Origin of the sequence: Plantibacter flavus, assembly GCF_900177615.1 — a bacterium.
In the GTDB taxonomy this organism is placed as follows: Bacteria; Actinomycetota; Actinomycetes; order Actinomycetales; family Microbacteriaceae; genus Plantibacter; species Plantibacter flavus.
On sequence record NZ_FXAP01000002.1, the window covers coordinates 426672 to 453282 of the forward strand.

General features: G+C 69.7%; 25 protein-coding genes. 6 read left to right on the top strand and 19 right to left on the bottom strand.

What is annotated here, in order from left to right:
• Positions 1-23 precede the first annotated feature (23 nt).
• From B9Y95_RS08395 to B9Y95_RS08425, 7 genes are read right to left on the bottom strand one after another with little or no spacing between them, the layout of a single operon-like run.
• Complete coding sequence (locus tag B9Y95_RS08395; protein WP_159453353.1) at positions 24-635, bottom strand: DUF624 domain-containing protein; 612 nt, start codon at positions 633-635, stop codon at positions 24-26.
• Between the two features lie 5 nt (positions 636-640).
• The gene (locus B9Y95_RS08400; protein WP_085511441.1) at positions 641-2608 is read right to left on the bottom strand and encodes a heparinase II/III domain-containing protein; all 1968 of its coding nucleotides are present in this window, start codon (positions 2606-2608) and stop codon (positions 641-643) included.
• Positions 2605-4419 (bottom strand): heparinase II/III domain-containing protein, encoded by a 1815-nt coding sequence (locus B9Y95_RS08405; protein ID WP_085511442.1) that lies wholly within the window; start codon positions 4417-4419, stop codon positions 2605-2607. Before B9Y95_RS08405 ends, B9Y95_RS08400 begins: the two co-directional genes overlap by 4 nt.
• Positions 4416-5180 carry an SDR family oxidoreductase gene (locus tag B9Y95_RS08410; protein WP_079704377.1) on the bottom strand — a complete coding sequence of 255 codons (765 nt, stop codon included), beginning with the start codon at positions 5178-5180 and terminating at the stop codon, positions 4416-4418. The genes B9Y95_RS08405 and B9Y95_RS08410 overlap by 4 nt, the downstream gene beginning before the upstream one ends.
• Positions 5181-5238: 58 nt before the next feature.
• Positions 5239-6183 (bottom strand): carbohydrate ABC transporter permease, encoded by a 945-nt coding sequence (locus B9Y95_RS08415; protein WP_085511443.1) that lies wholly within the window; start codon positions 6181-6183, stop codon positions 5239-5241.
• On the bottom strand, positions 6180-7130 hold the full coding sequence (locus B9Y95_RS08420; protein WP_085511444.1) for a carbohydrate ABC transporter permease: 951 nt from the start codon (positions 7128-7130) through the stop codon (positions 6180-6182). Before B9Y95_RS08420 ends, B9Y95_RS08415 begins: the two co-directional genes overlap by 4 nt.
• A gap of 2 nt (positions 7131-7132) precedes the next feature.
• The gene (locus B9Y95_RS08425; protein WP_159453354.1) at positions 7133-8452 is read right to left on the bottom strand and encodes an extracellular solute-binding protein; all 1320 of its coding nucleotides are present in this window, start codon (positions 8450-8452) and stop codon (positions 7133-7135) included.
• Positions 8453-8754: 302 nt separating this feature from the next.
• Here B9Y95_RS08425 and B9Y95_RS08430 point away from each other — a divergent pair, with 302 nt between their 5' ends.
• Complete coding sequence (locus B9Y95_RS08430) at positions 8755-9819, top strand: LacI family DNA-binding transcriptional regulator (protein WP_085511446.1); 1065 nt, start codon at positions 8755-8757, stop codon at positions 9817-9819.
• Here B9Y95_RS08430 and B9Y95_RS08435 read toward each other — a convergent pair whose 3' ends face one another.
• On the bottom strand, positions 9820-10299 hold the full coding sequence (locus B9Y95_RS08435) for a hypothetical protein (protein ID WP_085511447.1): 480 nt from the start codon (positions 10297-10299) through the stop codon (positions 9820-9822).
• Between the two features lie 77 nt (positions 10300-10376).
• On the opposite strand from B9Y95_RS08435, the gene B9Y95_RS08440 reads away from it, so the two are divergent.
• Both B9Y95_RS08440 and B9Y95_RS08445 read left to right on the top strand, forming a co-directional pair.
• Complete coding sequence (locus tag B9Y95_RS08440) at positions 10377-11189, top strand: endonuclease/exonuclease/phosphatase family protein (protein ID WP_085511448.1); 813 nt, start codon at positions 10377-10379, stop codon at positions 11187-11189.
• 104 nt (positions 11190-11293) lie between these two features.
• The gene (locus B9Y95_RS08445) at positions 11294-11695 is read left to right on the top strand and encodes a RidA family protein (protein ID WP_085511449.1); all 402 of its coding nucleotides are present in this window, start codon (positions 11294-11296) and stop codon (positions 11693-11695) included.
• Between the two features lie 25 nt (positions 11696-11720).
• On the opposite strand, the gene B9Y95_RS08450 is transcribed toward B9Y95_RS08445, so the two are convergent.
• The 4 genes from B9Y95_RS08450 to B9Y95_RS08465 form a co-directional block, all read right to left on the bottom strand.
• Positions 11721-12452 (bottom strand): YoaK family protein, encoded by a 732-nt coding sequence (locus tag B9Y95_RS08450; protein WP_159453355.1) that lies wholly within the window; start codon positions 12450-12452, stop codon positions 11721-11723.
• Between the two features lie 78 nt (positions 12453-12530).
• On the bottom strand, positions 12531-13499 hold the full coding sequence (locus B9Y95_RS08455) for an acetylxylan esterase (RefSeq protein ID WP_085511451.1): 969 nt from the start codon (positions 13497-13499) through the stop codon (positions 12531-12533).
• Between the two features lie 42 nt (positions 13500-13541).
• Positions 13542-14324, bottom strand: coding sequence for an IclR family transcriptional regulator (locus B9Y95_RS08460; RefSeq protein ID WP_085511452.1), 783 nt, complete (start codon positions 14322-14324; stop codon positions 13542-13544).
• Between the two features lie 53 nt (positions 14325-14377).
• Complete coding sequence (locus B9Y95_RS08465; RefSeq protein WP_085511453.1) at positions 14378-16726, bottom strand: FAD-dependent oxidoreductase; 2349 nt, start codon at positions 16724-16726, stop codon at positions 14378-14380.
• A gap of 162 nt (positions 16727-16888) precedes the next feature.
• On the opposite strand from B9Y95_RS08465, the gene B9Y95_RS08470 reads away from it, so the two are divergent.
• Positions 16889-18238, top strand: coding sequence for an MFS transporter (locus B9Y95_RS08470; protein WP_085511454.1), 1350 nt, complete (start codon positions 16889-16891; stop codon positions 18236-18238).
• 65 nt (positions 18239-18303) lie between these two features.
• On the opposite strand, the gene B9Y95_RS08475 is transcribed toward B9Y95_RS08470, so the two are convergent.
• Together B9Y95_RS08475 and B9Y95_RS08480 are read right to left on the bottom strand one after the other, a co-directional pair.
• Entirely contained in the window at positions 18304-18669 is a 366-nt protein-coding gene (locus B9Y95_RS08475) for a hypothetical protein (RefSeq protein ID WP_085511455.1), read from the bottom strand.
• 64 nt (positions 18670-18733) lie between these two features.
• Positions 18734-19171 carry a DoxX family protein gene (locus B9Y95_RS08480; RefSeq protein WP_085511456.1) on the bottom strand — a complete coding sequence of 146 codons (438 nt, stop codon included), beginning with the start codon at positions 19169-19171 and terminating at the stop codon, positions 18734-18736.
• A 104-nt stretch (positions 19172-19275) separates the two neighbouring features.
• On the opposite strand from B9Y95_RS08480, the gene B9Y95_RS08485 reads away from it, so the two are divergent.
• The gene (locus B9Y95_RS08485) at positions 19276-19665 is read left to right on the top strand and encodes a VOC family protein (protein ID WP_085511457.1); all 390 of its coding nucleotides are present in this window, start codon (positions 19276-19278) and stop codon (positions 19663-19665) included.
• A 167-nt stretch (positions 19666-19832) separates the two neighbouring features.
• Here the strand turns inward: B9Y95_RS08485 and B9Y95_RS08490 are convergent, their stop codons facing one another.
• On the bottom strand, positions 19833-20366 hold the full coding sequence (locus tag B9Y95_RS08490; protein WP_085511458.1) for a GNAT family N-acetyltransferase: 534 nt from the start codon (positions 20364-20366) through the stop codon (positions 19833-19835).
• Between the two features lie 12 nt (positions 20367-20378).
• On the bottom strand, positions 20379-21377 hold the full coding sequence (locus tag B9Y95_RS08495; RefSeq protein ID WP_085511459.1) for an acetylxylan esterase: 999 nt from the start codon (positions 21375-21377) through the stop codon (positions 20379-20381).
• 95 nt (positions 21378-21472) lie between these two features.
• Here B9Y95_RS08495 and B9Y95_RS08500 point away from each other — a divergent pair, with 95 nt between their 5' ends.
• The gene (locus B9Y95_RS08500; protein ID WP_200811375.1) at positions 21473-22294 is read left to right on the top strand and encodes a DeoR/GlpR family DNA-binding transcription regulator; all 822 of its coding nucleotides are present in this window, start codon (positions 21473-21475) and stop codon (positions 22292-22294) included.
• 61 nt (positions 22295-22355) lie between these two features.
• On the opposite strand, the gene B9Y95_RS08505 is transcribed toward B9Y95_RS08500, so the two are convergent.
• The 3 genes from B9Y95_RS08505 to B9Y95_RS08515 all read right to left on the bottom strand — a co-directional run bounded on the left by B9Y95_RS08505 (position 22356) and on the right by B9Y95_RS08515 (position 26601).
• A complete protein-coding gene (locus tag B9Y95_RS08505; RefSeq protein WP_085511460.1) occupies positions 22356-23249 on the bottom strand; it encodes a LacI family DNA-binding transcriptional regulator in 894 nt (297 codons plus the stop codon).
• 73 nt (positions 23250-23322) lie between these two features.
• Entirely contained in the window at positions 23323-25227 is a 1905-nt protein-coding gene (locus B9Y95_RS08510; protein ID WP_085511461.1) for a BNR-4 repeat-containing protein, read from the bottom strand.
• Positions 25228-25266: 39 nt separating this feature from the next.
• Positions 25267-26601 (bottom strand): ABC transporter substrate-binding protein, encoded by a 1335-nt coding sequence (locus tag B9Y95_RS08515; protein WP_085511462.1) that lies wholly within the window; start codon positions 26599-26601, stop codon positions 25267-25269.
• Positions 26602-26611 lie beyond the last annotated feature (10 nt).

Below are 26611 nucleotides of genomic sequence, written 5' to 3' on the forward strand. Positions count from 1 at the left end.
ACGCGTCCGCGTCATGTGTCGGGTCAGCGCTGCAGACCGGCCCGCCGCCAGACGAGGAGGGCGAGGTACGCCGGGAGCGAGGCGCCGAAGAACGGCAGGAGCGTCGGGAACAGGTAACAGACCAGAGCGAACGTCACCGCACCGACGAGGAGCAAGAGGGCCGTGAACGGCCGACGCGCGACGAGCGCCCCGGCACCGACCAGCCACGCCCGGGCCGAGGCGTCCGGTTGCAACGACGCCGACGCCGGGAGCGCGAGCATGAGGAGCCCGAGGGCGAGTGTCACCGGCGCGGTCGCGGCGAGCAGGGCGATCGCGATCGCCGACCCCTGTTCGAGCTGCGCGGTCAGGAACGAGACGTCGACGACGAGCATCGCCACGACGACGACCACCCCGACACCGATCGGAAGCGAGCGTCGCCAGGTCGCCGCGAACTCCCGGAAGACACCGGTGAAGACCGCGTGCTCCTCGCCGTCGAGCCAGCGTCGCATCGAGCGGCTCGCCGCGATGACCGCGGGAACGGCGGTCACGACACCGAGCGACAGCACCGCAGCGGCCAGACCCGCCGCCGCGACGTTCATCGGGTGGACGAGCGCACCCAGCAGGCGACCTTCCCAGCCCGTGCGCTTCACTGCCATGCCGCTCATCCTCGCAGCCTCCGTCCTGCGAAGCCGTTACCGGCCGCGTCCATCCCGTCATGACGTGGTCGCGTTCCGTCGAGCCGCACGACCACCTGTTCCACGTCCGTCAGCCCGGGGATCGTCACCACCAGTCCCTCGTCGTCCTCGGTCATCGTCGCGGCCGGCGGAACGGGCTCACCGAACCGCACGGGTTGGAGCACGGACACGAACCTTGCCGAGTGCGACGGAGACGAGGTCCGGCGCAGCGTGTGCTGCACGCGCTCGATCTCGAGCCCCGGTGTCGACGAGGTCGGGTTGGCCTGGACCACCGTCGGATGCACGACGTCGATCGAATCGACGTCGTCGAGCGAGGTCACGAGGAGCCCGGCTGCGCCGGCGGGCGCGAGCCGTCGCCCGTCGCCCAGCGGCGCCGCCGGGTGCGTCGTCTGCAGCAACCACGTCCAGGAGCGGGCGGTGTCCGCCTCGAGGTCGTCGACGAGGACGAGCGCGCCGCTCGGCGTCCGCACGAGGTGACGCCGGAGCCTGCGGACGCCGAGTTCCGGCGCGTACAGGGCGCCGATCTCACTGACCGTGTGCACCCAGTCCTCGGCGAGCGTGACCTCGAGCATCTCGCCGACGCGGTCCTCGGCGAGGCCGGCATGGACGTCGTAGTGTCCTTCACGCCCGTACCCGACACCGTCGACGAGCACTCCGTTGTGGTGCTCCGTCCGCTTGCGGGAGGAGTAGCCCTCGTCGATCGCGAGGTACTCGCCGCCACCGAGCAGGACGAATGCGCCCGCATCGGGGTGATGATGACCGGTGTTGAGCGTCGTCCACCCTCGTTCGCGCCGGTGTCGGTGCGACTCCCGCCACGCCCGCCAGCCGCCGCCAGGCGATGCCTTGACCGAGACCAACGTCGCATCCGCGTCCCATGACGTCCGGCCGGCCACGAGACCGAGATCGGGGAAGTACCTGGCCGTCTGGAGCTCCTCAGGACCGATCGCCTCGACCGTGGGGTCGAACCAGAGCAGCTCCTGATAGGCCTCGGGCAGGACCCCAGGGCGCACGCCGCTCTGTGACGCCTCCCGCCAGAGGAGGTCGGCCGAGACGCGATCGGCCAACCACTGGGCCTGCGGGATCCGGTACTCGGCGGCCAGCTTCCGATAGAGCGCGATCGAGTGTCCGCTGCGATGGTCGTGGCAGTCACCGTGGTCGACGATGCGCTCGAGGTCCGGAGCGGCCTGGTGGAGGCGGAACCAGAAGGTCTCCCGGAGGTGCTCGCTCCGCGGGAACCAGTCGATCCCCTCGGCGGCGCGCAGGACGTCGAGATAGCTCGCCAACCACGGCTCGCCGTAGCGCCAGTACACGACGCCCTCGTGGTTCGAGCCATCGGTCGGCAGGAGGTCGAGGACCTCGTCGAAGTTCGCCTTCGCGCGCTTCGTCCAGGCCGACGCGCCGGGATGCTCGTCGGCCAGGACGTACCCGGCGGTGGCGAGACCGGCGAAGCAGATCCAGTTGTGGTTCTGCCAGTACGACGACGACCACCAGTCGCCCTCGGTCTCGACGGCGAAGTCGAACAGGCGGGTGCCCTGCAGGATGAGGCGGTCCCGGAGCCGGGTCCGCTCCCCCTCGTCGAGCGCGTCGCCCGCCCAGGCGAGGGCCAGCGACAGTCCGTGGAGGAGCCATCCGGCATCGAGGTCGTGGTCGGGCAGGTGCGCGCGTCCCCAGTGCGGGAACGCCAGTGGTGGTGCGAGCCAGCGTCGCAGCTCCTCGAGATACTGCGGCTGCCCGGTCAGCCGGTGGGCGAGCGCGAGGTTCGCCGCGGCGGGGCCGAAGTACGTGATCGAGGCCAGCGGGTGTTCCGTCGGGAGCTCGATCCCACGGAGGCGTTCGCATTCGTCGAGCAGGCGACGGAACTCGCGATGCCGTACGCCGGTCAGCTCGGCGCGGAGGCGGTCCTCCCGCCCGCCGAGGAGCAGTGCCGGGATCATGGCAGCAGCTCCCGTTCGAGGGTCCGTCCGTCGGACAGACCGACGACCAGGCGTCCCGCATCGAGACGGATCGAGGTGATCGGCGACACCTCGGCCTCGGCGAAGACCGACACGAACGTGACCCGCGCGGCCGTCGCCGTCCAGTCGCCGACGGCCAGGGGGACGGTCGGATCGTCCGACGGCCCTCTGCCCGGGGCGTCCACGAGGGCGGACGCGACATCCGCGACATGGTGGCCGTGCAGCCGACGCCCGGACGGGCCGGACCAGCCGGTGCGCCACCCGTCCCCGTGCTGGACGACCTCGAACGGCACGGCGGGTCGGAGGGCGGTGGTGAAGGTCCGGGCGGAGCCGTCCTCCGTCGCCGCGCGGAGGACGTCGATGAGGATCCCTCCGGTGGACTCGACCCGCCGGTCCAGTCGGACGCCGTCGATCGCCTCACTGGAGGAGGCGTGGACGAGCGTCGTGTCGGCCGCGGGGTCGACCTCCCAGCGCTCCACGCGGGCGGAACTCTCGAGCTGATCGGCGTCGTCCGCCCGGACGGTCGGGTGCGCCGTCGTCCTGGCGTAGTAGTCGCGTCGCAAGGCGCTGCCGTACGGCGGGACACCGGGCGCGGGCTGCCAGGCGACCCCGTCTCCGTAGAGGTACAGGGCGAGGGTGTCGAGATGCCCGTGCGAGCCGCCGTGCGGTCCGGCGTCGAGCACCGCCTGCAGAGAGCTCGCCTCGGAGCGCACGACCGCGTACCCGACGTCGGCGAACAGTACCGAGCCACGGCCGGGCGCGTCACCTGGCACGGCGAGCGGTGCCCCGGAGAACCAGCCGTCGAGGAGGTCCTCGAGGCCGTCGTGACGCTCACCGATGCGTCGCCGAGCCCAGGCTTCGATCGCGCCGAGGCCGGTCCGATCCCAGAGCTGTCCGGCGAGGACGCAGATCTCCAACACTTCGAGGTGGACGCCGAGTCGGTCGTACGGGCCGTCGTGCAGCATCGGCAGACGCCCGTCCGGCCCGGCGAAGCCGACGAGCACATCGACCATCCGGCGCAGCCGGTCGACGAGGGCCGGATCGAGCGCCGTCGGGTCCGCTCCGGCGAGGGTGAGGAGATAGGCGCGGAGCACGAACAGGTGGTAGTAGGTGGACCCCTCCCACTCCCAGCCGTCCTGGCCGATGGCGACTGCCGAGTGTTCGACCGCCTGCTCGATCCAGCGTGCCTGATCGCCGTGCGGCGCGACTCCGCCCAACGCGGCGAGCGCCCGGGTGGCCAGGCCACCGGCCGCGTCGAGCCAGGCGACGTAGTTGCTCGTGAGGTCGTCGCGTTCGATGACGAGCACCCGACGGGACTCCACGATCGTCTCCACGAGGGCCTCGAGCATCGTCGCGACGGGTGCGCCCATCGCCTCCCGGGTCGCCTCGTCCTCGGCGAGCACGACGACCGCATCGGCGATCTGCGTGGCCCAGATCGCCTCGGTCAGCGCCTGCTTGAAGAGCTTGCCCTGCAGCATCCAGCTCTCGCTGTCGCGGTTCCACTCGGCCGTGATCTCGGCGGAGTAGTCGGCGAACTCGCGCACGATGGCGAGGGCCTGTGCCTGGTCGGCCGGGTCGCCGTGTCGGCGGAAGCGGCGCGCCGCCGTCCGCGCGAGCCGGGCCGCAGCCTGATGCTCGAGCACCAGCCACGCCGAGGCGTACGGCTCCCCGCGCAGTTCGCACCCGTAGGTGCAGACGAAGGCGTCGCCACGTGCCTCGAGCAGCTCGGTGCCGTGGGTGGGGCAGACGAAGTCGTGCCACCAGCCGCCGCGCGCCCGGGTGACGGTCGTCATCGGAAGTTGGCCCCTCCGTTGATGTCGACGACCTGGCCGGTCACGAACGACGACAGTTCGGAGGCGAGGAACAGGGCGACCCCGGCCACGTCGTCCACCGTGCCGGCGCGTCCGAGCGGGATGCCCGCGACGATCCCCTCCTGCGCCTTCGTCGGCGTGAACGTGTTGTGGAACGCCGTGTCGCCGATGAAGCCCGGGGCGACCGCGTTCACCGTCACGCCGGCGGATGCGATCTCCTTCGCGAGCGCCCGGGTGAACCCGATGACGCCGGCCTTCGCCGCCGCGTACGGCACCGATCCCGCCCCGCCGCCGTTCTCGCTGGCGAGGGACGACATGAGGATCACGCGTCCGGCACCGGAGGCGGTGAGGGCGGGGAGCGCGGCCCGCGTGACGGCGAAGCTGCTCGTAAGGTTCACGTCGAGGACCTGGTGCCAGTGCTCGTCGGTCATCTCGGCGACCGTCGCCCGCCCGACGAGGTGGCCGGCGTTGTTGACGAGGATGTCGAGGCCCCCGAGCGCCTCGGTCGCCTGCTGCACCACGGCGTCCGCCTGGGCGGAGTCGGTCAGGTCGCCCTGGACCGCGACGGCCGTCCGACCGGCGGCGGTGAGCTCGTCGACGACTGCTGCTGCGCCGTCCGCGCTCGACGCGTAGTGCACGGCGACGTCCGCTCCGCTCGCGCCGAGTGCTCGGGCGATCGCGGCTCCGATGCCGGCGCCTCCGCCGGTGACGAGGGCGCGGCGGCCGGTGAGGTCGATCTGCATGGTGATTCCTTTGCTGGTGTTCGGTCCGCTCGGAATGAGCGGTGGGCGGGGTCGCCGGCTACTTGATGCCGGCGTTCGTGAACCCCTGGATGAAGTACTTCTGGCAGAACAGGAAGAGGAGGACCATCGGGATGGTCGCCATCGTGGTGCCGGCCATCAGGTATTGCCACTGCGTCCCGTCGAGCTGTTGGAACACCGCGAGCCCGACCTGGATCACCCTGAGGTCGTCCCTCGTGGTGACGAGCAGCGGCCAGAGGAAGTTGTTCCAGCTCTCCTGGAAGGTCAGCAGCGCGACCGTCGCGATCGCCGGCTTGATGAGTGGGGTGTAGATCCGGGAGAAGATGCGGAACTCGCCGAGCCCGTCGATCCGTGCCGCCTCCGCGAGCTCCGTCGGGAGCGAGAGGTAGAACTGACGGAACAGGAAGATCGCGGTCGCGCTCAGGCCACCGGGGATGATGAGCGCCCACCAGGTGTTGAGCCACCCGGATCCGCCCTGCCCGAGGATGTCGTTCCCGCCGAACAGGGGCATGAACTTCACGAGCAGGAACTGCGGCACGATCTTCGTGTAGGTCGGGATCATGAGCATCGCGACGAAGCCGAGGAACACGAGCTCCCGGCCGCGGAAGCGGATCCGGGCCAGCGAGTAGCCGGCCATCGCGGCGAAGATCAGCGTGATGATCGTGTGCGACGCCGAGATGATGAAGCTGTTCCGGAAGTACGTCGCGAATGGAGCTGCCTGCAGCGCCTCCGGGTAGTTGCTCCACTCCCAGACCTTGGGGAGGAACGTCGGCGGGAACTCGGCGAGCTCGGCCGGGGACTTCAGCGACGTCGCGATCATCCAGATGAACGGCACGACCATCGTGAGCGCGCCGAGCGTGAGGGCGAGGTTGAGGACGACGCGTCCCAGCCGGCGGCGGCTCCGACGACGCCCGGCGGGTTTCGTCGGGAAGTCCTCGTGGGCTCCGGTGACGAGCGACCTCGTCGTGAGCGGTTCGGCGGTCATCCCTCGTCACCCTTCGTCGCGCGGCGGCCGATGACGGTCATCACGAGGAGCATCAGGAACAGCAGCACCGACTGCGCCGACGCCATCCCCATCTCGAAGTTCTGGAACGCGGAGCGGTAGACCTCGTAGGTCATCATCGTCGTGGAGTTGGCGGGTCCGCCGTCGGTCAGGACGTAGATCTGGTCGAACACTTGGAACGCTCCGATGATCGAGATGATGAGCACGAAGAAGGTGGCGGGCTTCAGCATCGGCACGGTGATCGCGAAGAACTTCCGGATCGGGCCGGCACCGTCGACGGCGGCGGCCTCGTAGAGCGAGGGGTCGACGTTCTGGAGGGCCGCGATGTAGATGAGCATCTTGATGCCGATGCCCTGCCACGCTCCGACGAGGATGACCGAGGGGAGCGCCCACTCGGGGTCGGCCAGCCAGGCCTGACCCGGGATCCCGACCACCGAGAGGATCCCGTTCAGGAGACCCTGCTGCGGGTTGAAGATCCACAGCCAGACCATCGCGATCGCGACCGTGGCCGTCACCTGCGGGAGGAAGAACGCTGTCCGGAACCAGGTGCGCAGTCGCAGGTTCTGATTGAGCGCGACGGCGATGACCATGGCGATCGCCATCGAGGCGGGCACCGTCCAGAAGGTGTAGACGATCGTGTTCCACGTGGCCTGGCCGAACACCGGGTCCTGGAAGATCTCCACGTAGTTGTCGAAACCGATCCACGCGGGTGCGTCGAAGATGTCGTAGTCGGTGAAGCTCAGAGCGATCGTCGCGAGGACGGGGATCGCGGTCCAGAGGCCGATGTGGAACACGGCCGGAGCGACCATGAGCCAGCCGAACAGGCCGCTCTTCCGTGCCGCACGCCTGCTGGCGGCCCGCCGCGGGATGGGTGGAGGTTGCCGAGGGTCGAGCGTCCGGGGGACGTCGGGGGTGCGCGTCGCGGTCATGATCACCGGTCCAACTTCTTCTGGAAGGTCGCGGCGAGGTCGGTGAGTGCCGCCTTCGCCGTCTTCTTGCGGAGGATGGCGTTCTCGATCGCCGGGGCGACGTCGCCGCGGAGACCGAGCCACTTCGGGGGCCCGCCCTCACGCTTGGCGACCGAGAGGTTCTCCATGGCGAACTGCACGAGGCGGTCGTCCTGCACGTACTCGCTCTCGAGGAGCTCGGTGAGGGCGGGCACGTTGCCGCGTTGCTGGTTGGCCGCGAGCGCCGGGCCGGGGCTCGCCAGGAACTCGACGAGTTTCTGCGCCGCCCGTTCGTGGGCCGAGGTGGCGGAGACCGCCGCCATCGTCCCGCCGACGAACATGCTGGGCGAGTCGCCGGGGATGAGGAACGGCTCGAGGTCGTCGAGCACCTCCGGGTCGGCGGCCTCGGCCTGCGTCCAGACGTTGTTGTGCGCGATGGCCATCGCCGCGCGACCGTTGATGAGTGGGTTGACGGTCGCGTTCGGCGCCGAGAAACCGGTGTCCTCCACCTTGTCCTCGTGGAAGAGGTCGACGATCCGTTGCAGCGCCTCGACGCCGGCGGGAGAGTCGAACGCCGGCGAGTCGTTGTCGGCGGAGAACAGGTCTCCGCCATTGGAGAAGAGCGCCGTCTCGAACATCTGACGCGGCTCGATCGTGAGCATGTCGAAGCCCGTCCGGGTCAGCTTGCCCTTCGCGTCGCGCTCGGTGAGGGCGTTCGCCATCTCGACGAGTTCGTCCCAGGTCCGGGGGGTGTGGTCGTAGCCGGCCTCACGGAGGAGGTCCATCCGCGCCACGCCGAAGCGCGCGTCGAGCATGATCGGGACCCCGTAGACATCGCCGTTCCAGAGCCCCGCCTCGACGATCTGCGGGGTCATGGTCTGCTCCAGCGACTCGGCGGTGAGGCCGCCGTCGGTGAGGTTGGCGAGCACCCCACGATCGGCGAAGGCCTCGATCCATCCGACGCCCATCATCATGACGTCCGGCACGAGACCGGAGACGACACCGGTGGTCAGCTTCTCGTTGAGGCGGGCGTAGTTCGTGTAGTCGACGGACACGGTCACGTCGGGGTACATCTCCGTGAACTGTGGCAGCAGCTCCTCCTCCAGCAGCTTCTGGCCCGCTGTGCCCTCGAAGATCGGGGTCAGCATCGTCAGGTCGCCACTGATGGCGTTCGGATCCGTCTCCTCCTCGGTTGCCGGGCTCGAGCATGCGCCGAGTGCCAGCGCGAGCGCGCTGGCGGTGAGGAGTCCGGTGGCGATGCGGGCCCTGCGGATGCCGGTCGTCCGCCGGTGGCGGGGCCTCATGGTCCGGATGGTCATGCGTTGGTTCCCTTCACGGGTATCGATTCGGGGCGACGATGCCGCGAGTCCGTGACGTCGTCGTCATCGGTATCCAGGATCGGCGATGATCTTGTGTATCGATTTAGTGACCATAACCATCTCATTCGACGACGTCAACCAGGGCCACGTCGGCCATCGTCGCCGATACCAGTCATAGAGCGGCAGAATTGGTGAAATGTTGTAGGCGTGACCACTTTATCGATACACTGGAAAACGGCACCGCCGCCGCGTTCCAGGCTGACGCGGAGCCACGAAAGGGAGCGGACATGGCCGACAAGGTGACGATCCAACAGGTCGCTGCGGCAGCGGGCGTGTCGACGAGCACCGTCTCGAACGTCCTCAACGGTCGCTCCGACCGGATGCAGCCCGAGACCCGCGATCGGGTCTTCGCAGCCATCGGCGCCCTCGACTACCGGCCCAACCGGGCCGCACGGCAACTGCGCACCGGACAGACGAAGACGATCGGCCTCATCGTGCCGTCGGTCAGCAACCCGTTCTGGGGAGCGTTCGCCCGCGAACTCGAGCAGGCCGCGCTGGGCCACGGCTACAACGTCCTCCTCGGCAACAGCGAGCGCGACCCAGGACGAGAGCTCGGCTACGTGGAGGAGCTCTGGGACAACGGCGTCCGCGACATCGTCCTCTGCACCTCTCTGCCGTCACTCGACCATCTGGCGTCCTTCGTCGAGCGCGGTCTCAAGCTGATCCTGTTCGACCGTCCCGTCCAGCCCGGCGACCCGCCCCTCGTCGCGAGCATCGGGATCGACAACCACGTGGGCGGCAGTGTCGCCACGTCCCACCTGACGGGGCTCGGACACCGCAGGATCGCGTTCGTCTCCGGGTCGCAACGTTCGGTGAACCGGACCGTCCGGCACGCCGGCTTCCTCGCGGCGGTCCAGGCAGCGGGCCTCGACGCGGCGGAGTTGCCGGTGTGGGCGGGACTTCCGGCAGATGCCGACGAGCTCGAGGCGCCGGAGGTCGGCCGGCGGGCCGTGCACGACCTGTTCAGCACCGGTCCACCGCCGACCGCCATCATCGCGATCAACGACATGACGGCCCTCGGGGTGTGCAAAGGCATCCGCGATCTCGGCCTCGGCATCGGCACGGACGTCTCCGTCGTCGGCTTCGACGACATCCCCCTGGCCGATCTCGTGTCGCCGTCGCTGACGACGGTCCGTCAGCCGATCGCCCGGATGGCGGCACTGGCGGTCGAGCAGGTGGTCACGCGCGAACGGACCGATGACCGGGAATCGACCCATGCGATCCTGCTCCGCCCGGAACTGGTCGTGCGCGACTCGACGGGTGCGGCGCCCGCCGAACCGACACGCGGCTGATCAGCCACCGAAGAGCTTGCCGAAGAACCCTTTTCGCGGCTTCCAGCCGGCGGCGGTCAGGGCGTCGATCACGGGCTGCTTGACCTCGTCGGTCGTGAAGTCGTAGCCCATGAACTGGCCGGTCGTCGTGCCGTCGCGGTCGGTGGACTGCGAGATCGGCGCGACGCTCCGCCCGAAGGAGAAGGACTTCTGCGGGCCGGATTGCCAGGAGCGCTTCGTCGACAGCCCGTCGACGCCGAGCGTCGTCTTCGAGGAGGACGACTGCTCGTGGAACTCCCACTCGCCGTCCTCGGGGTGCAGCTCGACCCGCAGCTCGTACTCGGCACTGAACATCCCGGCGCCGATGAAGCCGAGCCAGCGCTGGTCGGCGTACCGCCAGTGCGCGACGACCCCGTCGGGTGTCGGGTCGTAGATGAAGGGGAGTTCTTCGCTGTTGAGCGCGAGGATCCGGGCCTGGGCGTCGCGGAGGTCGAAGGTCATGGGGCGAGTCTAGGCAGGCGGACCGGTCGGCGACATGGGGACAGCTCCCCGTCACCCGGCTCCCCTACGCTGGCCGGGTGAGCGAATCCATCCTGACCCAGAACGTCCTGACCGTCATGAGCTACAACATCCGCACCGCCGTCGCCCAGCCCGATCACGAGTGGGTGGACCGTGCGCCGCTCGTCTCACAGGTCATCGCCCGCAACGCCCCAGACCTCCTCGGGCTGCAGGAGGTCCGCGAGCACCAGCTGCACGATCTGCTCCCGGGCCTCGCCGAGTACGACTGGTTCGGGCAGGGTCGCGACGGTGGCACCGCCGGCGAGTACGGGCCGGTGTGCTTCCGCCGCTCGCGGTTCGAACAGCTCGACGCCGGCGAGTTCTGGCTGTCGGACACCCCTGACGAGCCGGGCTCGAACACCTGGCCGTCGCTGCACGCACGGTTCGTCACCTGGGTCAGGCTCCGTGAGCGACGCACCGGCGACGAGCTCGTCTTCGCCAACACCCACCTCGACCACGAGAGCTCACCCCATGGCGACGACGTCCGCACCCGCAGCGCGAAGCTGATCGCCGACCGCTTCTCCGGCGTCGACGTCCCCGTCCTCCTCACCGGCGACTTCAACACCGAACGCGGATCGGCGGCGCACGACGCTCTGGAGCGCGCCGGCTTCGTCGACCTGTCACCGATCGACAGCGACGGTATCGGCACGTTCCACGGCTACGGGCCCCAGCGTCCCGGGAACGCACGCATCGACTGGGTGCTCGGTCGCTCCGGCAGCGTCGCTCCGCACACCCGACTGGAACCGATCGAAGCCCTCGTCGACGAGCAGCAACCCACCTCGGAGGCGAGCGACCACTTCCCCATCCTCATCCGGGCGCAGCTCACCCACTGACGGCGATCCGACGGCCCGATGGCCGCGCCGACGCTCTCCGACGATGTCGGGCACGATGGATCGAGCGCGGTCGCGAGATCGCGCCCGGACTACGAGGAGGAACCATGTCCGTCGTCACGCTGATCCGATCCGACGAGCTCTCCGACGCCGCGGAGTACGCCTACGCGTCGTCCGTTCCGGCGAGCGCCAGGCTGCTGTTCCTGGCCGGATCCTGCCCGCTGAACGTCGACGGCTCGACCGCTGCCGTCGGGGACGTCGCCGGGCAGGCGGAGAAGTGCGTCGAGAACCTCGTCATCGCCCTCGAGGCCGCCGGTGCGACGCTCGCCGACGTGGCCAGTACCCGGGTGCTCGTCGCCTCGGCGAAGCAGTCCGACCTCGTCACCGCGTGGGAGGTCGTGCGCGCCGCCTTCGGCGATCACGACGTGCCGTCGACGCTCCTCGGGGTCACCGTGCTCGGCTACGACGACCAGCTCGTCGAGATCGAGGCGACCGCCGCCGTCGCCTGACACCGATCGGTGCCGGCGCTCGTCGTCAGTCTCTGGAGGCCGTCGGCGCGAGCCGGAGGAGGACCAGCCCGACGATCGACGGGACGAGTGGCAGCGCCGCACCGAACACCGGGTCCACGCCGGTGAGGAGCGAGCCGCAGAGGGCGCCCGCCACGAGCAGCAGGATCGCGCCGATGCGGATGAGGTGGTGGTCGTGGACACCGTCGGCGAGGCTCTGCATGAGACTCGTGAGGGTGCCGGTCACGAAGGTTGTCGTCACGCCTGAGCGTTCGATGCGACGCGCGACGGCCGTCTGCCCCGCCATCGCGAGCGTGGAGAGCGCGATGAGGACGCAGATCACGGGCGTCGTGCGCGTCTCGGGAGACACGATCCATCCGATGAGGACGCACGTCTGCGCGACCACCGCACCGCCGAGCACGAGGACGAGCCGGTGCTGCGGCGCCTCCGGTGTCGGTCTGTCAGCGGTGGCGACGAGCCTCGTGAACCGGAAGGCCAGGAACGTCCCGACGGAGAACAGCAGCACGGCGACCGTCGCCCCGAGCAGCACCTCGCCGAAGTCGGGCCGGCTCGTGAGTCCGGCCAGCACGAAGTTGCCGGTCATGTTCGCCGTGAAGACGCCGCCGAGCTGCAGGAACGCGAAGGCGTCGGTCGCCCCAGCCGCGAACGAGAGCACGAGCGCCATCGCCGCGATCATGCCGGCCCGCGTCCGGCGACGGGTGGTCGTCAGGGTCGGGTCGCTGCCACCGGTCTCAGTCACGTGCACATCGTCCCACGCCCGTTCGCCCATCTTCGGGCGAACAGGAGCTCGCTCGCCCAAAGATGGGCGAACGAAGCGTCAGGCGAGGAGGTCTGCGAGGAAGGTCAACTGCGCCTGCTGCTGCACCGGCCCGCCACCCTCGTGCCCGTTGTACGGGTAGACGGCGATGTCCTTCTGCGTGCCCGCGTAGTGGTTGAACGCCGCGTACACCGTCGAGGGCGGACACACCGCGTCGCAGAGCGCGACGGAGAACAGCGCCGGGGCGGTCGCGCGGGCGGCGAAGTTCGTCGCGTCGAAGTACGAGAGCGTCCGGAACACCTCCTCCTCGTGGCCACGTCGGCTGATGAGGTACGTCTTCAGCTCGGCGAAGGGGCTCGCGTCGGTGATCTGCAGGGCACGACGGAAGTGGGACAGGAACGGGACGTCGACGAGTGCCGCCGCGAGTCCCTCGCAGAGCCCAGCTGCAGCGAGGGCGATGCCGCCGCCCTGGCTGCCACCGGCGACGACGACCCGGGCGGGGTCGACCTCCGGGAAGCTGCGCACCACGTCGACGGCGAGCGCCGCGTCCGTGAAGACCCGGCGGTAGTAGTAGGTCTCGGGGCTGTCGAGGCCGGCGCTCATCTTGCCGGCGACCTGCGGACCGCTCCCGAACGGGTCGGCGGTCGCGCCCGGCAGGTTCGCGCTCCCCTGACCGCGGGTGTCCATGACGAACACGGCGTAGCCCGCGGACGGGTGCATCGTCCACTGGTGGGCGAGCCCGCGTCCGCCGCTGTACCCGATGTAGTGCACGATGCACGGGAGCGGCTCGGTCGCACCGGCCGGTCGGATGAACCACCCCTTGATCGGGCTGCCACCGAACCCGGAGAACGTGACGTCCTCGACGACGAGACCCGTCAGCTCAGGGTTGGATCGTTCACGCACCGTCGGCTGGGCGAGGGCGTGGGCTTCGGCGAGGGTGTCCGCCCAGAAGGCGTCGAAGTCCGACGCCTCCTCGCGGTCGGGCAGGTACTGCTGGAGCTGGGCGAGGGGGAGGTCGAATTGCGCCACTGGTCACCTTCGGTTCGTGAGATCGGATGCGGGGAGGACGGGTCAGGAGGATGGGATCGCGGAGATGAGTCCGAGTCCGACGCTGATGCGGTCGGCCACCTCGATGAGGTCCTCGGTGAGGACGTCGAGGTCGCGTTCGCGCATCAGGCTCAGCCGACCCGAGATGGAGATCGCCGCCACGACTCTGGCGTTCGCGTCGCGGATCGGCGCCGCGATCCCGAGACGACCCAGCGCGAGCTCCTGGTCCTCCATGCAGACGCCGCGTTCCCGCGCCACCGCGAGCTCGGCGGCGAGGGCCGCGTGCTCCGTGATGGTGTTGGCCGTGTAGCGCGGGAGCGGCTCATCACCGAGCAGCGCACGGAGGCCGTCCGCGTCGAGGTCGAGGAGCAGACACTTGCCGAGCGCGGACGCGTGCAGCGGCTGGCGCAGCCCGATCATCGAGTGCGACTTGGGCGCGAGGGCTCCCTCGAAGTGGCAGAGGTAGATGAGGCTCGAGCCGTCGAGGACGCCGACGTTGACGCTGAGACCGATCCGCTGCGCGAGCTCCTGAGCGGGAGCACGCGACTCCCGGTGCACCGGGTTCTGGTTGAGCCCCTCGCTCGCCAGCGCCAGGATGGTCGCGCCGATGGCGTAGGACGGGCTGTCGGCCGCCTTCGTCACATAGCCGAGCTCCTCGAGCGTGCCGAGGAGGCGTGCGGTCGTCGAGGTGCCGAGACCGGTCGCACGGGCGATGTCGGAGGCCCGCAACGGTCCGGTGGTCGATGCGCCGAGAACGGCGAGCACGGATGCTGCACGGCCGATGCCCTGCTGGATCTCACCTGCCACGGGTCCTCCACGGTGTCGGTGTCGGTTCGGATGTCCGGCCTCGGAGGCCGTGTTCAGCGTAGCGGTCGGGCTCGGCGCGGCCGGGTGGTGCGCCCGCTCGGGTGCTCGAACACCTTCACACTCGCGACACTCACGTAGGGCGACCCGTTCGTGGCCGTGACGACGACACGGAGGGCGTCGACCCGCACGGGTTCGACGTCGTGGATCCGGTGGCGGTGGCGGTTCCCCTCGACCTCGGCCAACACCGTCCACGCCCCGTCAGCCGCACCCGCCGGTCGTGCCTCCAGGCGGTACGCGGCGACGAGCTCCGGCACCGCCTCGAAGTCCGTACGGTGGTGGTGCAGGTTGATGAGGTCCACGTCGACGTCGTCGTTGAACACGATCCGGACGGACGCGACATCGACCGGCTCATCCCAGTGCAGGGTGAGGACCTCGGGCTCGGCGACCAGGTCGCGGTTGTCATCGATTCGCTCCGAGGACCACAGGTGCGGTCCGCCGTAGGGACGTTGGTAGCCGTCGACGATCCGCTCCGGGCGGTACGCCGTGGTGTCTCCACCGACGGTCAGCGCGACGCTCCGTCCGCGGAGCTTCCGGGCGTTCCAGTCGAGGATCGCCTGGTCCTGCTCTTCGGGGATGTGGTCGTCGAACACCTCGTCGGACGTGTGCTTCGCGGTCAGGACGAGGAGGCCGTAGGGGTGGCCCTCGGTGAGGAGCAGGCTGACGTCCGGGCTGGCACGGACGACGAGCACCGCGTTCTGCTCGACATCCGGCGTCCATCCGAAGCGCACGGTGGCCGACACGCCCACCCCGGCGGCGATCTCCACAGCTCCATCGAGGAGGTGCTCGACCGGGACGGCGTTCTGGAGCTTGCCAGTGCTCCACAGCTCGACACGGAGGGTCGCGTCGCGTGCGGCATCGACGATCAGGGTGATCTGGTCGAGCGACGGAGCGACGGGTACCAGGATCGCGACATCGCGGTCGAGGGTGAACCGCTCGCCGGAGCCGAGGTGCTCCAGCGTGGAGATCGCGTCGAGCGCGCTCGAGGCGGAGACCGTCGCCCGCCCGGCCAGATCGTCGGGGTCGTCCGTGGTGATGCCGATGACCGGGGCGTCCTCGCGGAGAAGCGTGCGCTGCAGGAGCGGGAGCGCGTGCCCGGCGAGCTCCCGCGGCGTCAGTCCGTCGCGGGCGATGAGCGCCGCGGCCGTCCCCACCGCCTGACCCTGCGTGGCGCAGGTCGCCATGACGCGGGTGGACCCGAACGCGACGTGGGAGGCGGAGATGTTGCGACCGGCGAACAGCAGGTTGTCGACGTCCCGCGAGTACAGGCTGCGGAAGGGGATCCCGTAGGTGCCGTTGCTGAAGCGCTGTTGCGCACCGGCGGTCTCGGCATAGACGCCCTCGACGGGGTGCAGGTCGATCGACCACCCTCCGAAGGCCACGGTGTCCTCGAAGTCGACCTGGTCGAGCAGGTCGTTCTGCGTGAGGGTGTGGTCGCCGAGGAGCCGGCGGTACTCGCGCTTGCCCGGGATGGACCCGACCCACTCGAGTGTGAGGGTGTCGGCGTCGAACTCGCCGGAGTTCTTGATGTAGTCCCAGATCCCGAAGACGACGCTCCACAGTTCGTCGCGGATCTGCTCGTTCTCGGCGACGGTGTCGAGCTCGCCGCCCCACTCGATCCACCAGTAGTTGCAGCCGTTGTCGCCGGTCCGGATGATCCGGTTGGTGAGGATCGGCGTGTCCCGGATGTCGCGCGCGATGTCGGGGGCGACGAACCGCTCGGGGCGTCCGGCGTCCTTCGTGTAGAAGAAGATCGAGCTGCCGAGGAGTTCGTCGTCCGCCACCTCGGGCGCCCACGGCTCACCGAGCTCGGCGCGGCCCTCGCGCCCGATGCGGGAGGTCGCGCCCGCGAGATGCCCCACCAGCCCGTCTCCGGTGCAGTCGATGAAGACGGGGGCGACGAACTCGGTCTCGATCTCGCTGCCCATCGTCCACCCGGTGACGGACGCGATCCGCGGCGACGGCGACTCCTCACCGTCCGCCGGCTCCTCCATCGTGACGATGCGGGCGTCGGTGTTGAGGTGCAGCTGCAGGTTCGGCTCGGCGCGCACGAGATCGAGGACGGTCTGGTCCCAGTAGAACGGGTTGCCCTCCGGGTTGCGATACTGGTTCTCGAGGAAGAGTTCCCCCATGATCCCGGTCTCCCGGGCGAACCGCTGGTGGCCGTGCGCGGTCGCCCCGACGACCCACACCCGCACCTCGCTCGACGAGTTGCCACCGAGTACCGGGCGATTGGTGACGAGCGAGACCCGGGAACCGAGGCGGGCAGCGGCGACGGCTGCTGACACGCCCGCGAGGCCACCGCCGATGACGACGACGTCTGCGGTCTGGGTGCGGTGCTGCATGGATGACACTCCTTCGTGATGCGTGATCCTGGAAGCCGTCGAACGCGTGTCGACCACCGGGCGAGTGCCACGCTACCATTCAGCGGTACGACTTTCCCATTCAGTGGGTAAGATTCTTCGGCAGGTGAACGTCGAAGCGCCCCGACAATGATGTGAGGACCGATGGACGAGAGCAGGACCCAGGCTGCAGCCCTGGCCGAAGCCGCCGCGCACAGCGCACAGACCCCCTACGACGACGCGGAGCGATCGCGCCGCATGCGGAAGGTCATCTGGGCCGCCGGGGCAGGTCACTTCGTCGAATGGTTCGACTTCGGCCTCTACGGCACGCTCGCGACCGTCATCAGCCTCAACTTCTTCCAGCAGGGCAACACCCAGGCGGCTCTCCTGTCCGCGTTCGCGGTGTTCGGCGCCGGCTTCGTGATGCGCCCCCTCGGTGGCCTCTTCTGGGGCTCGCTCGGCGATCGCATCGGCCGCAAGACCGTCCTCGCCACGGTGATCCTCGTGACATCCGGAGCAACGGTCGTGATGGGCCTCTTGCCGACGTTCGACCTCGTCGGCCTCTGGGCGCCGATCCTGCTCGTGATCGTGCGACTCGTGCAGGGCTTCGCCGCCGGTGGTGAGAGCTCCGGCGCCACCACCCTGCTCGCCGAATACGCCCCGTCCAACCGACGCGGCTTCGTGACGAGCTTCATCGACGTGTTCGGCTTCGCGGCCTTCGTGGTCGGTGCGGGCCTCGTGCTCCTCTTCACCTCGACGCTCGGCACGGACGCCCTCAACGAGTGGGGTTGGCGCGCGCTGTTCTTCCTCGCCCTTCCCCTCGGCCTCGCTGGCCTCTATCTGCGGAACAAGCTCGAGGACACCCCGGAGTTCCAGGCGATCCAAGCGAAGGGGGCCGTCTCGAAGTCACCGTTGCGGACCTCGTTGCGCACCTCGTGGAAGGCGCTGCTCTTCTGCGTCGGCTTCGTCGTGATCAAGGCGGTCGGCCACTGGATCCTGCAGACCTTCATGCCGTCGTACCTGCAGACCGACCTCGGCTACTCGCAGCCGCTCAGCTACGGGGTCACGGTGCTCGGGCTGCTCGCGATCGCGATCCTCGTCCCGTTCATGGGCCTGCTGAGCGACCGCATCGGACGGAAGCCGGTGATGATCGCCGGTTGCCTCGGGTTCCTGGTGTTGACGTACCCGACGCTCATGCTCATGAGCGCGGGCAACTTCGCCGCCGCGGCCGTCGCGATGGTGATCCTCGGCGTCTTCATGGCGGCGTACGACGGCGCGTCGAGTGCGGCGATGGCCGAGCTGTTCCCGACCAGCATCCGTTACGGCTCGATGGCGATCGCGTACAACCTGTCGGTCGCCGTGTTCGGTGGGATCACGCCGTATTTCGCAACGTTCCTCATCGCCTCGACCGGCAACCGGTTCGCCCCCGCGTTCTACGTGATGGCGGCCGCGCTCATCACGTTGATCGCCGTGCTGCGGGCCCGCGAGACGGCCAAACTGCCGCTCCCGCGCTGAGCAACCCGGATGAACGCCGGCGTCGACCAGAGGGGTCGACGCCGGCGTTGTCGCGCAAGTCCGACTCAGCGGGCGAAGTCGCGCAGGTCGAGGTCGGGGTCTTCGAGGACGTCCGAGGTCTCGATGGAGTCGCGCGGCTCGTATGCCGTCGTGGACGGGCGGATGTCGTCGAGGTAGCCCTGGAGACGCGATTCGGCCTCACTGAAATCCGGTACCTCCTGATCCCAGGCGTGCGGCACGGACAGCACGTCGTTGCCGAGACCGATCACGAGCTGGGCGGATGCGTCTTCGACATCGGCGTCCACGACGATCGGAATGGTGACCGCTTCAGCGCGTCCGCGCTTCGCGAGCTCCGCCGTCAGTTCGACCAGCAGCGCTGCGACCTCGTCGGTCGTCACGACATTCTCACCCGCGTATGTAATGCATCGCATGTATCAACCCTGCCGGATCGAGCCTGGAAGCTCAGGCCCCTTGACACCCGGTGGGGCCGGATGACTAGGCAGCTTCGATGCCGGACTCGGTCGAGGAAGAACGGCGGCTGGTCCGCCATGCTCGCCAGGCACCCGTCGACCACAGGGCCCAGATGACGAGGAGGGGTTGGAAGACCAGCCGGACACCGCGTGCGAGATCACTGTCGAGCCCGAAGGCGTCGGTGCCGCGGACGAACTGCTCGATGTTGCCGGGGAACACCGCGACGAAGAACACGGCGACGATCCAGCCGACGGCGACGCGGTACCGGGCGAGCAGGATCAACGAGAGGCCGAGCAGGATCTCGACGACTCCCGACGCGACGACGACGACGTCGACCGGCAGGGGCAACCATTGCGGCACCTGAGCGACGAACGACTGCCGGGCGAAGGTGAGGTGGCCGACGCCGGCGAAGGTGAGGACGGCTCCGAGGAGCCAGCGAGCGAGTGTGCGGACGATACCCATCCTCAGAGCGTAGGCCCGCTCCCCCGGGCCCGGGTCGACAGCTCCGCCGCGAGGACTGTCGTCGTTCCCAGCCGGCTGGGAGGTCCCGGGAGTTCACTGTCGGCATGCCCGAATTCAGCGGAGTCAACCATGTCGCCTTCACCGTCCGAAACCTCCAGACCAGCACCGCGTTCTATGAACGGGTGTTCGGATTCGCTCCGGTCGGCGCCATCGACGGCCCCGGACTCACTCGAAAGCTCTTCTCACTCCCCGACGGCGTCACGCTCGGGCTCACCGAACACCAGACGACGGAGACCGGCGACTTCACGCCGTTCACGCCTGGTTTGGATCACCTGGGCTTCACGGTCGGCTCGGTCGATGAGCTCCACGTGTGGGCCGGACATCTGACATCCGCGGGCATCGAGCACAGTGGACTCGTCGAAGCCTCCTATGGGACAGCGCTCAGCTTCACCGACCCGGACGGCATCGCCCTCGAGTTCTTCGTCGGCAAGTAGCCCGACGCGGCGGCATCAGGAGCGCGGAGCCCCATGCCGGATCAGGACCGCGCAGACCACGTCGTGTCGTCGACCGTTCATCGGGCACCCGTCCCTCGCCATGTGCCCACCGAACACCGAGCCACCACCGGTCACCGAGCCACCACCGGTCACCGAGCCACCACCGGTCACCGAGCCTGTCGAGGTGGGGCGTCGACGGCGTACTTGAAGCCGCGGTGCGAGCCGACGAAGCCGAGGCGTTCGTAGAAGCGGTGGGCGTCCACCCGGGCCTCATCGGAGGTCAGCTGCACGATCGACGATCCGGTAGCGGGGGCGGCGACGTCCGTCACCCAGCGCATCATGGCCGTTCCGACGCCGCCGGACCGCAGCGCGGATGAGACCCGCACGGCTTCGACGAGCAATCGGGTGGAACCGCGGCGGGCCATCCCGGGGATGCGCGTCAGCTGCATCGTCGCGACGACGGCCTGCGCCGCGTCGACGACCAGCAGGATCTCGTTCGCCGGATCGTCGATGAGGTCCGCGAGCGCACGCTCGTAGGCGGGGAGGTCGCTCTCCTGGGCCTGGTCACCACGGGACGCGCTGATCGGGTCGTCGGCGAGGAGCGCCATCAGCGCGTCGAGGTCGGCGAGGGTGGCCCGGCGAAGCAGCAGTTCCTGCCCCGGTGTGCTGAGGGCGACGGGGAGTGTGAGCGCAGCGATCATCCGTCCACCCTCTCACCTCTCGATCGTCGATCCGTCCACCGCGAGCGCGGCCGACCGGAGTGCGTGCGCCCTCGTCGCCGCGTAGGACTCCGCCAGCACGGCCTGGAGCTCCGGGTACTCGGTGTGCCCGGCGGGGAGGACGCTCAGCTCGAGGTCCTCGAGCGCGTTGGCGACGGCGAACTGCCCGGGTGGTGGCACGTGGCCGTCCCAGAGCGCGGCCTCCACCCGCACCGGCACGTGGACGAACCCCGCGGCCGTCGACGCGTCGAAGAACCGCAGGACCTCGCGCGCCTCCGGGTGCTCGGCGACGTGGTGTCGCACCCGCTCGCCGCTCCCCTCGCACGGCAGGCGCAGACGCAGGTCGTACTGACCGAAGCTCGGCACCACGAGCGTCGCTCCGACGAAGCGGTCGTCCCACGGCAGGGCGAGCGCACCGATCCCGCCGCCGAAGCTCTCACCGACGAAGTAGAGCGGGAGCGGTCCGACGACGTCGAGCAGCGCCGACGCCGCGTGCCAGAGGTCGACGGCACAGCGGCCGAGCGCGTACCGCTCGACGCTGTCGATGCCGAACAGGACATGACCGTCCTCCGGTGTCGGCGCTCCGAGACCCGCGTTGAAGACACCCTGGCCGCGGGCGATCGGGAAGATGACGGCAGCGTCGTCCGGGACGCGGGACCAGTCCGGCGCGTCCCGTCCGCCGTACCCGTGTCCATGCACCATCCCGAAGTGTGCAGGTCCGCCCGCTGGCATCGCGAGCCATCCGCGCAAGCGGAGGCCGTCGGCGACCGTGTGCTCGACGACGAAGACCTCGTGCGCACCCTGTCGGCCGATCGGGGTCAAGACCGGATCCGGAGACACCTCACGTGCCGCCGCGTACCACCCGCGCCACAGCTCCTCGAATCCGGCCGGCGGCACGACCGGTTCGACCGCCAGGAGCGCCTCGAGGCCGTAGCCGTAGGTGCCGTCGCGAACCTCATCGCCGAACCAGTCCCGATGTCGTACCTCACGCATGCGTTGTCCGCCTCCGCCTCGTCGTCGTGGATCGCCGGTGCCGAGGTTCGCCGTGCGCGCGTGCCAGACTGGCAGCCGGGTCGAAGGAGGACGCTGTGCTCGGTGCGGAACGCAGATCGCAGATCATGTCGGAGGTGCGCCGCAACGGTGCGGCGAGCGTCGTCGACCTCGCGACCGCACTCGGCGTCAGCGAGATGACCGTGCGACGCGACATCGAGCAACTCGCCACGGAGGGCCTCGTCGACCGCGTCCGTGGTGGCGCCACCACGCCCAGACTGCCCGACCGTGCCGAGCTGGGCTTTCCCAACCAGGCACGCCGACTGCTCGCCGAGAAGCGCGCCATCGCCCGTCGAGCGGCCATCCTCGTCGAGCCCGGCATGTCGGTCGGCCTGTCCGGCGGGACCACCACCTGGACCCTCGCGCAGGAGCTGCGAGCCATCCCGGAGCTCACCATCGTCACGAACTCCCTCCCGGTCGCCGACGTGTTCGCACGGCCCGACCGCGCCGACGAGCCGTACACCCAGACGGTCGTGCTGACCGGCGGCGTCCGCACCCCCTCGGACGCCCTGGTCGGTCCGGTCGCCGTGCGCGCGATCGAGTCCCTGCACTGCGACGTCGTCTTCCTCGGCGTCCGCGGGATCGACCTGCAGGCGGGGCTGACGACCTCGAACCTCCTCGAGGCCGAGACCAACCGGGCGTTCGTCGGCGCCGGGCGCCGCTCCGTGGTCCTCGCCGACCACTCGAAGTGGGGCGCCGTGGGGCTGACGACGATCGTCGACCTCCGCGAGGTGGACCACCTCGTCATGGACGACGACGTGTCCGAGGACGTCGAGACCACGCTCCGCGCGCAGTTCGGCGAGGTCTGGCTCGCGCCGGTCGCCCCCGCTTCCGCCGACGACGACCGCATGGACGCCTGACCGCGACACGTCCAGCACCCCGGCACAGCGGCGCGCCGGCCTGTCCTCCCGCTCATGGACCTCAGCGTGCCGTGCTGTCCCGCACGACGATCCGCGCGTCGACGACCACGTGCCGGACCGGCGTGTCGGCACCGGGCGGGGCGGCGATCTGGCGTTCGAGCTCGGTGAAGGCCGCACGCACGATCGCGTCGTAGTCGGGAGCGACCGTCGTGAGCGACGGGGTCGAGAACTGGGCGGCGTGGACGTCGTCGATGCCGATCACCGCGACCTCCTCGGGCACCCGCCGGCCGGCTTCGTGGAGGGCCGCGAGCACGCCGAAGGCGATCGAGTCGTTGGAGCAGACGACGCCGTCGAGCTCGACGCCCTCGGCGGTCATCCGACGCATCACGCGGCGTCCCTCCTCGGGGGTGAACGCGTCGACGTGCCCGATGAGCGACGGCTCCTGCGCGAGCCCGAGCCGCGCGACCACGTCCAGATACCCGGCGTACCGCTGATCCGCAGCGTCGGACGGACGTTCGTCCCTGGGCCCGATGAACGCGATGCGGGAACAGCCGACCTCGGCGAGGTGATTCGTCGCGGCGTCGGCGGCCGCCCGGTTGTCGATCGAGATGTGCGTGAACGGGCTCACCTGGATGTGCTCGCCGAGGAGCACCAGCGGCCCCGGGGAGGTCCGCCGCGTGAGGTCGCCGACCGTCAGCGAGCGCGGGATGTGGATGAGCCCGTCCGTGAGCGGCAGGCCCACCCCGTTGGCGATGTCGACCTCACGGTCGTGGTCGCCCTCGGTGTGCTGGATGAGGATCGACAGTCCACGCTCGTCGGCACCACGGACGAGGAGCGTGGTGAGCTCCGCGAAGTACGGTTCGTCGAGGTTCGGGACGGCGAGCGCCACCATGCCCGTGCGCGAACGGCGCGGTACCGGTGCCGACCGCTGAGAGCCGAAGGCGGCGTCCGACATGGTGCTGCTCCTCACTGCTGACCGGGTGGATCCCGGCCGCTCGGGACCGTTGCGGTCCCGACTGAGCACAACGCTATCCCGGGACATCGTCGTTCCTCGCGGATTCGGTGGCGGGTGCCGCGATGGCCTCGATCTCGAAGACCCGCGCGACGTCGGTCGCCGAGGCGGACGGGTCGGTGATGAGCAGGCGCACCGCGTCGACGACCAGTCCGTCCACGGGCGCGGTGACGGTACCTGCGGTGTTGTCGTCGAACCGTCCGACCTCGACCCAGGCACCGCCTGTCCGGACCTCGATCGTGAAGTCGCGGAGCACCGAATCGGTCGAGACTCCCCCGGCGTAACCGCTCTTGACCCTGACCTCGGCGAGCGCCGTCGGGGCCTGCCAGGCGGCCGTGATCGTGGGTGCCGTGTCGCCGACCGCGGAGATCCAGCGACTCGCGTCCGTGCACACGCCGTCGACGGCGAGCGGCCCGCCGGTGTCGGCTCGCAGTGACGACGACACGCTGACGGTCGCACCGAGTGCCACGTTCGTGCCAGACGCTTCGCCACGAAGGCCCGACACGATGTCCTGGAGCGAGGTCCCGCCGGTCTCGGCCGACGCCGCTCGCGGGATCGCCGCGTACCGGACGGTGCCGCGGGTCGTCTCGCTGAGAGGCGCACTCAGGTAGAGCACATCCGTGCCGTCGACGGTCTCCGCCCGCAGCCGTTGCTGGCCGAGTTGATCGGTGCCGACCGTTCGGGCCGTCCACGAGGTGCCGTCCGTCTCCCGCTCGAGTCGGACCACCTGGCTGCGGTTCTCGCCGCAGACCTGCACGGCGAGGACCGCGTAGACGCGGTCGACCCCGCCGACGCTCGTCGCGTCGATCGCGGCGACCGTCGAGACGCCGGAACCGAGCGCGGATGCGTCGACGAGCGACTCGTCGTTCCAGGCTCCGCCGCCCCACGAGGCGTACCGGACGTCGTACGCGGTCTCGTCGGCTTCGACGAACCGGTAGACGATCCCCGCGAGCGCCCTGCCGTCGAGGGCGACCTTCGCGGTCTGCAGCGCCGGCGTGTAGCTGCCGATGGCCTCACCGGGGCCGAAGGGGCGCCAGACGACGGATCCCGGGGTGGTCGGGGTGATCGGTCCGGTGAGCGCGGTCCCCGCGACGTCGGCGAAGGAACCGTCGGACGGGTCGTATGTCGCGTACGACCCGAGGTGCCGCGCCGGGTCAGCCGGGAACGGGCCCCATTCCCACAGCACGTGGACGCGGCCGTCGACGTCCACCTCGAGGTCGTCGGGATAGAAGGAGTAGCCGGTCGCCGCTGCGACCACCGCTTCGCGTTCCCAGACACCGGTGTCGAGGTCGTACCGGTAGAGCCGCCCCTCTCGTCGTCCCTGTGCGTCCGTCCCGACGCGCACGAGCACCCAGGCGTCGCCGTCCGGGCCGCGCGCCGTCACCGGATAGGTGATCGCCGCGTCGAGGTCGGGCATGGACGACGTCGCCTCCACGAGCGAGGTGACGTCGCCGGGTGCACTGGACCGGAACACGTTCCACTGCTCGTTGTGCATCGACACGAAGGCGTGGATGATACCGTCGCCGTCGACCACGATCGACGGCTGGTTGTGACCGTTGTCGTCGGTGAAGGTCACGCAGGCACCGCCGGCCGTCGAGCGCAGGCACCCTTCGGTCCACGTCCCGTCCGCGCCCCGCGAGGCCAGATGGACCTCGTGCTTGGACGCGGTGGATGCCGGCGCGTTGAAGGCGAAGTAGGTGACTCCGTCGACGACGTCGAGCGGTCGCCACCAGCCGGCCTGGTTCGACGTGTCCACCGTGACGGGCACGGTCTCGACCGTGTCGGCCACCGCACTCGCGCGCGCGTCACCACGCACCGGTCCTCCGGGGGCGGCGACCGCCGGCGCCGTCACCCCCAGCGCGAGGACCGTGAGCGCGGCCGCGGCGAGCGCGCGGACGGTGTTCGATGAGCTGCGTCGCATGGTTCTCCCGGTGCCGGTCACGATCGTTTGATCCGCGGCTCAGCCGACGAGCTTCTGCGCGGCTGCCCCGGCGGCCTTCATGGCTTCCGCCGGCTGCTCCTGGCCGACGAGGACCGCCTGCACCTTCTCCGCGATCTTCGTCTCGATCTGCGAGTACTGGACGAACTTCCAGAACGGGTTCGTCGAGCTCGTCTTGGTGATGCGGTCGCTGAAGTTCGTGGCGAACGAGTCGTCCTTCACGGCGTCGGAGTTGAGCGCGTCCTCGGTCGCCGGCGGCAGACCACGGGCGGCGAAGTCCTCGAGCACGGTCTCCGGGTCGGACGTCACCCACTGGGCGAAGTCCGCTGCGGTGCCGGCGGCCGGACCGTCGACCACGGCGAGCGCCCCGCCCCACACGAGCGCACGCGGCGTGTCACCCTGCTTGAGGACCGGCCGGGCGACCGGCTGCAGCTTGCTCGCGAAGTCGGGGTCGGGTGATTCGCCGGTCACGGCGCTCCGTCCGACGATCGCGTCGTCGTAGATCGCGGTGCGACCCTGCGCGAACAGGGAGCGTGCGTCGAAGCGGTCGACGTCTGCTGCGATGAGGCCCTGGTCGTACAGGCTCTTGTACCAGGTGACCGCCTCGATGCTCGCGTCGTCGCCGATCGTGACGGTGTCCCCGTCGACCAGCGGGCTGCCGAAGGTCTGCATCCAGATGAGGATGTCCTTCAGCTGCGCGGCCTTCGTCGACGCCGCGTAGGGGATCATGCCGTTGCCGAGGCCCTTGAGCTGCTTGAGTGAGCCCTCGAACTCGTCGATCGTCGTGGGGAACTCGCCGATGCCGGCCTGGTCGAGGATCGCCTGGTTGGTGACGAGACCGATAGCGCCGATCGTCCACGGGAGGCCGTACTGCACGCCGTCGAACGTCGCGGCCGTGAGTCCGGCCTTCGTGTAGCCGCGTCCCTCGGTCAGCCCGGACACGTCCTGCAGCTTGCCGAGGCTCGCCAGTGAGCCGAGCCAAGCGACGTCGACGTGGGCGACGCCGGAGAACTGCCCGCCGCGCACCTGCAGCATGAGCTGGTTGATGTACTCGTTGTAGGGGAAGGAGACCTCACCGACGTCGATCTTGGCCTTGCCCTCGTATTTCTGCAGGAGGCTCTGGATGGCGGGTGCCGAAGCCTTCTCGGTGAGCGACCAGCTCGCGAAGTCGAAGTCGGTCGCGGTGCCGCCGGCGGTCGCCTTCGGGATGGATCCCGCTCCGGGTGCGGCACCGGTGGGCGCACATCCGGCGAGGGTGGCTGCGGCGACGCCGATGCCGAGGAACTGCAGGGCACGGCGGCGGGTGATGACGGTCTGCTGTGCGGCGGTGGCGAAGGACGGGGTGGTGTGGGACATGGCTCCTCCT

Bases quoted from the DNA above. Each gene is read 5' to 3' on its own strand.
- B9Y95_RS08395 (WP_159453353.1), bottom strand. From the start codon at position 635: ATGGCAGTGAAGCGCACGGGCTGGGAAGGTCGCCTGCTGGGTGCGCTC.
- B9Y95_RS08400 (WP_085511441.1), bottom strand. From the start codon at position 2,608: ATGATCCCGGCACTGCTCCTCGGCGGGCGGGAGGACCGCCTCCGCGCC.
- B9Y95_RS08405 (WP_085511442.1), bottom strand. From the start codon at position 4,419: ATGACGACCGTCACCCGGGCGCGCGGCGGCTGGTGGCACGACTTCGTC.
- B9Y95_RS08410 (WP_079704377.1), bottom strand. From the start codon at position 5,180: ATGCAGATCGACCTCACCGGCCGCCGCGCCCTCGTCACCGGCGGAGGC.
- B9Y95_RS08415 (WP_085511443.1), bottom strand. From the start codon at position 6,183: ATGACCGCCGAACCGCTCACGACGAGGTCGCTCGTCACCGGAGCCCAC.
- B9Y95_RS08420 (WP_085511444.1), bottom strand. From the start codon at position 7,130: ATGACCGCGACGCGCACCCCCGACGTCCCCCGGACGCTCGACCCTCGG.
- B9Y95_RS08425 (WP_159453354.1), bottom strand. From the start codon at position 8,452: ATGAGGCCCCGCCACCGGCGGACGACCGGCATCCGCAGGGCCCGCATC.
- B9Y95_RS08430 (WP_085511446.1), top strand. From the start codon at position 8,755: ATGGCCGACAAGGTGACGATCCAACAGGTCGCTGCGGCAGCGGGCGTG.
- B9Y95_RS08435 (WP_085511447.1), bottom strand. From the start codon at position 10,299: ATGACCTTCGACCTCCGCGACGCCCAGGCCCGGATCCTCGCGCTCAAC.
- B9Y95_RS08445 (WP_085511449.1), top strand. From the start codon at position 11,294: ATGTCCGTCGTCACGCTGATCCGATCCGACGAGCTCTCCGACGCCGCG.
- B9Y95_RS08465 (WP_085511453.1), bottom strand. From the start codon at position 16,726: ATGCAGCACCGCACCCAGACCGCAGACGTCGTCGTCATCGGCGGTGGC.
- B9Y95_RS08470 (WP_085511454.1), top strand. From the start codon at position 16,889: ATGGACGAGAGCAGGACCCAGGCTGCAGCCCTGGCCGAAGCCGCCGCG.
- B9Y95_RS08475 (WP_085511455.1), bottom strand. From the start codon at position 18,669: ATGCGATGCATTACATACGCGGGTGAGAATGTCGTGACGACCGACGAG.
- B9Y95_RS08480 (WP_085511456.1), bottom strand. From the start codon at position 19,171: ATGGGTATCGTCCGCACACTCGCTCGCTGGCTCCTCGGAGCCGTCCTC.
- B9Y95_RS08485 (WP_085511457.1), top strand. From the start codon at position 19,276: ATGCCCGAATTCAGCGGAGTCAACCATGTCGCCTTCACCGTCCGAAAC.
- B9Y95_RS08490 (WP_085511458.1), bottom strand. From the start codon at position 20,366: ATGATCGCTGCGCTCACACTCCCCGTCGCCCTCAGCACACCGGGGCAG.
- B9Y95_RS08495 (WP_085511459.1), bottom strand. From the start codon at position 21,377: ATGCGTGAGGTACGACATCGGGACTGGTTCGGCGATGAGGTTCGCGAC.
- B9Y95_RS08505 (WP_085511460.1), bottom strand. From the start codon at position 23,249: ATGTCGGACGCCGCCTTCGGCTCTCAGCGGTCGGCACCGGTACCGCGC.
- B9Y95_RS08510 (WP_085511461.1), bottom strand. From the start codon at position 25,227: ATGCGACGCAGCTCATCGAACACCGTCCGCGCGCTCGCCGCGGCCGCG.
- B9Y95_RS08515 (WP_085511462.1), bottom strand. From the start codon at position 26,601: ATGTCCCACACCACCCCGTCCTTCGCCACCGCCGCACAGCAGACCGTC.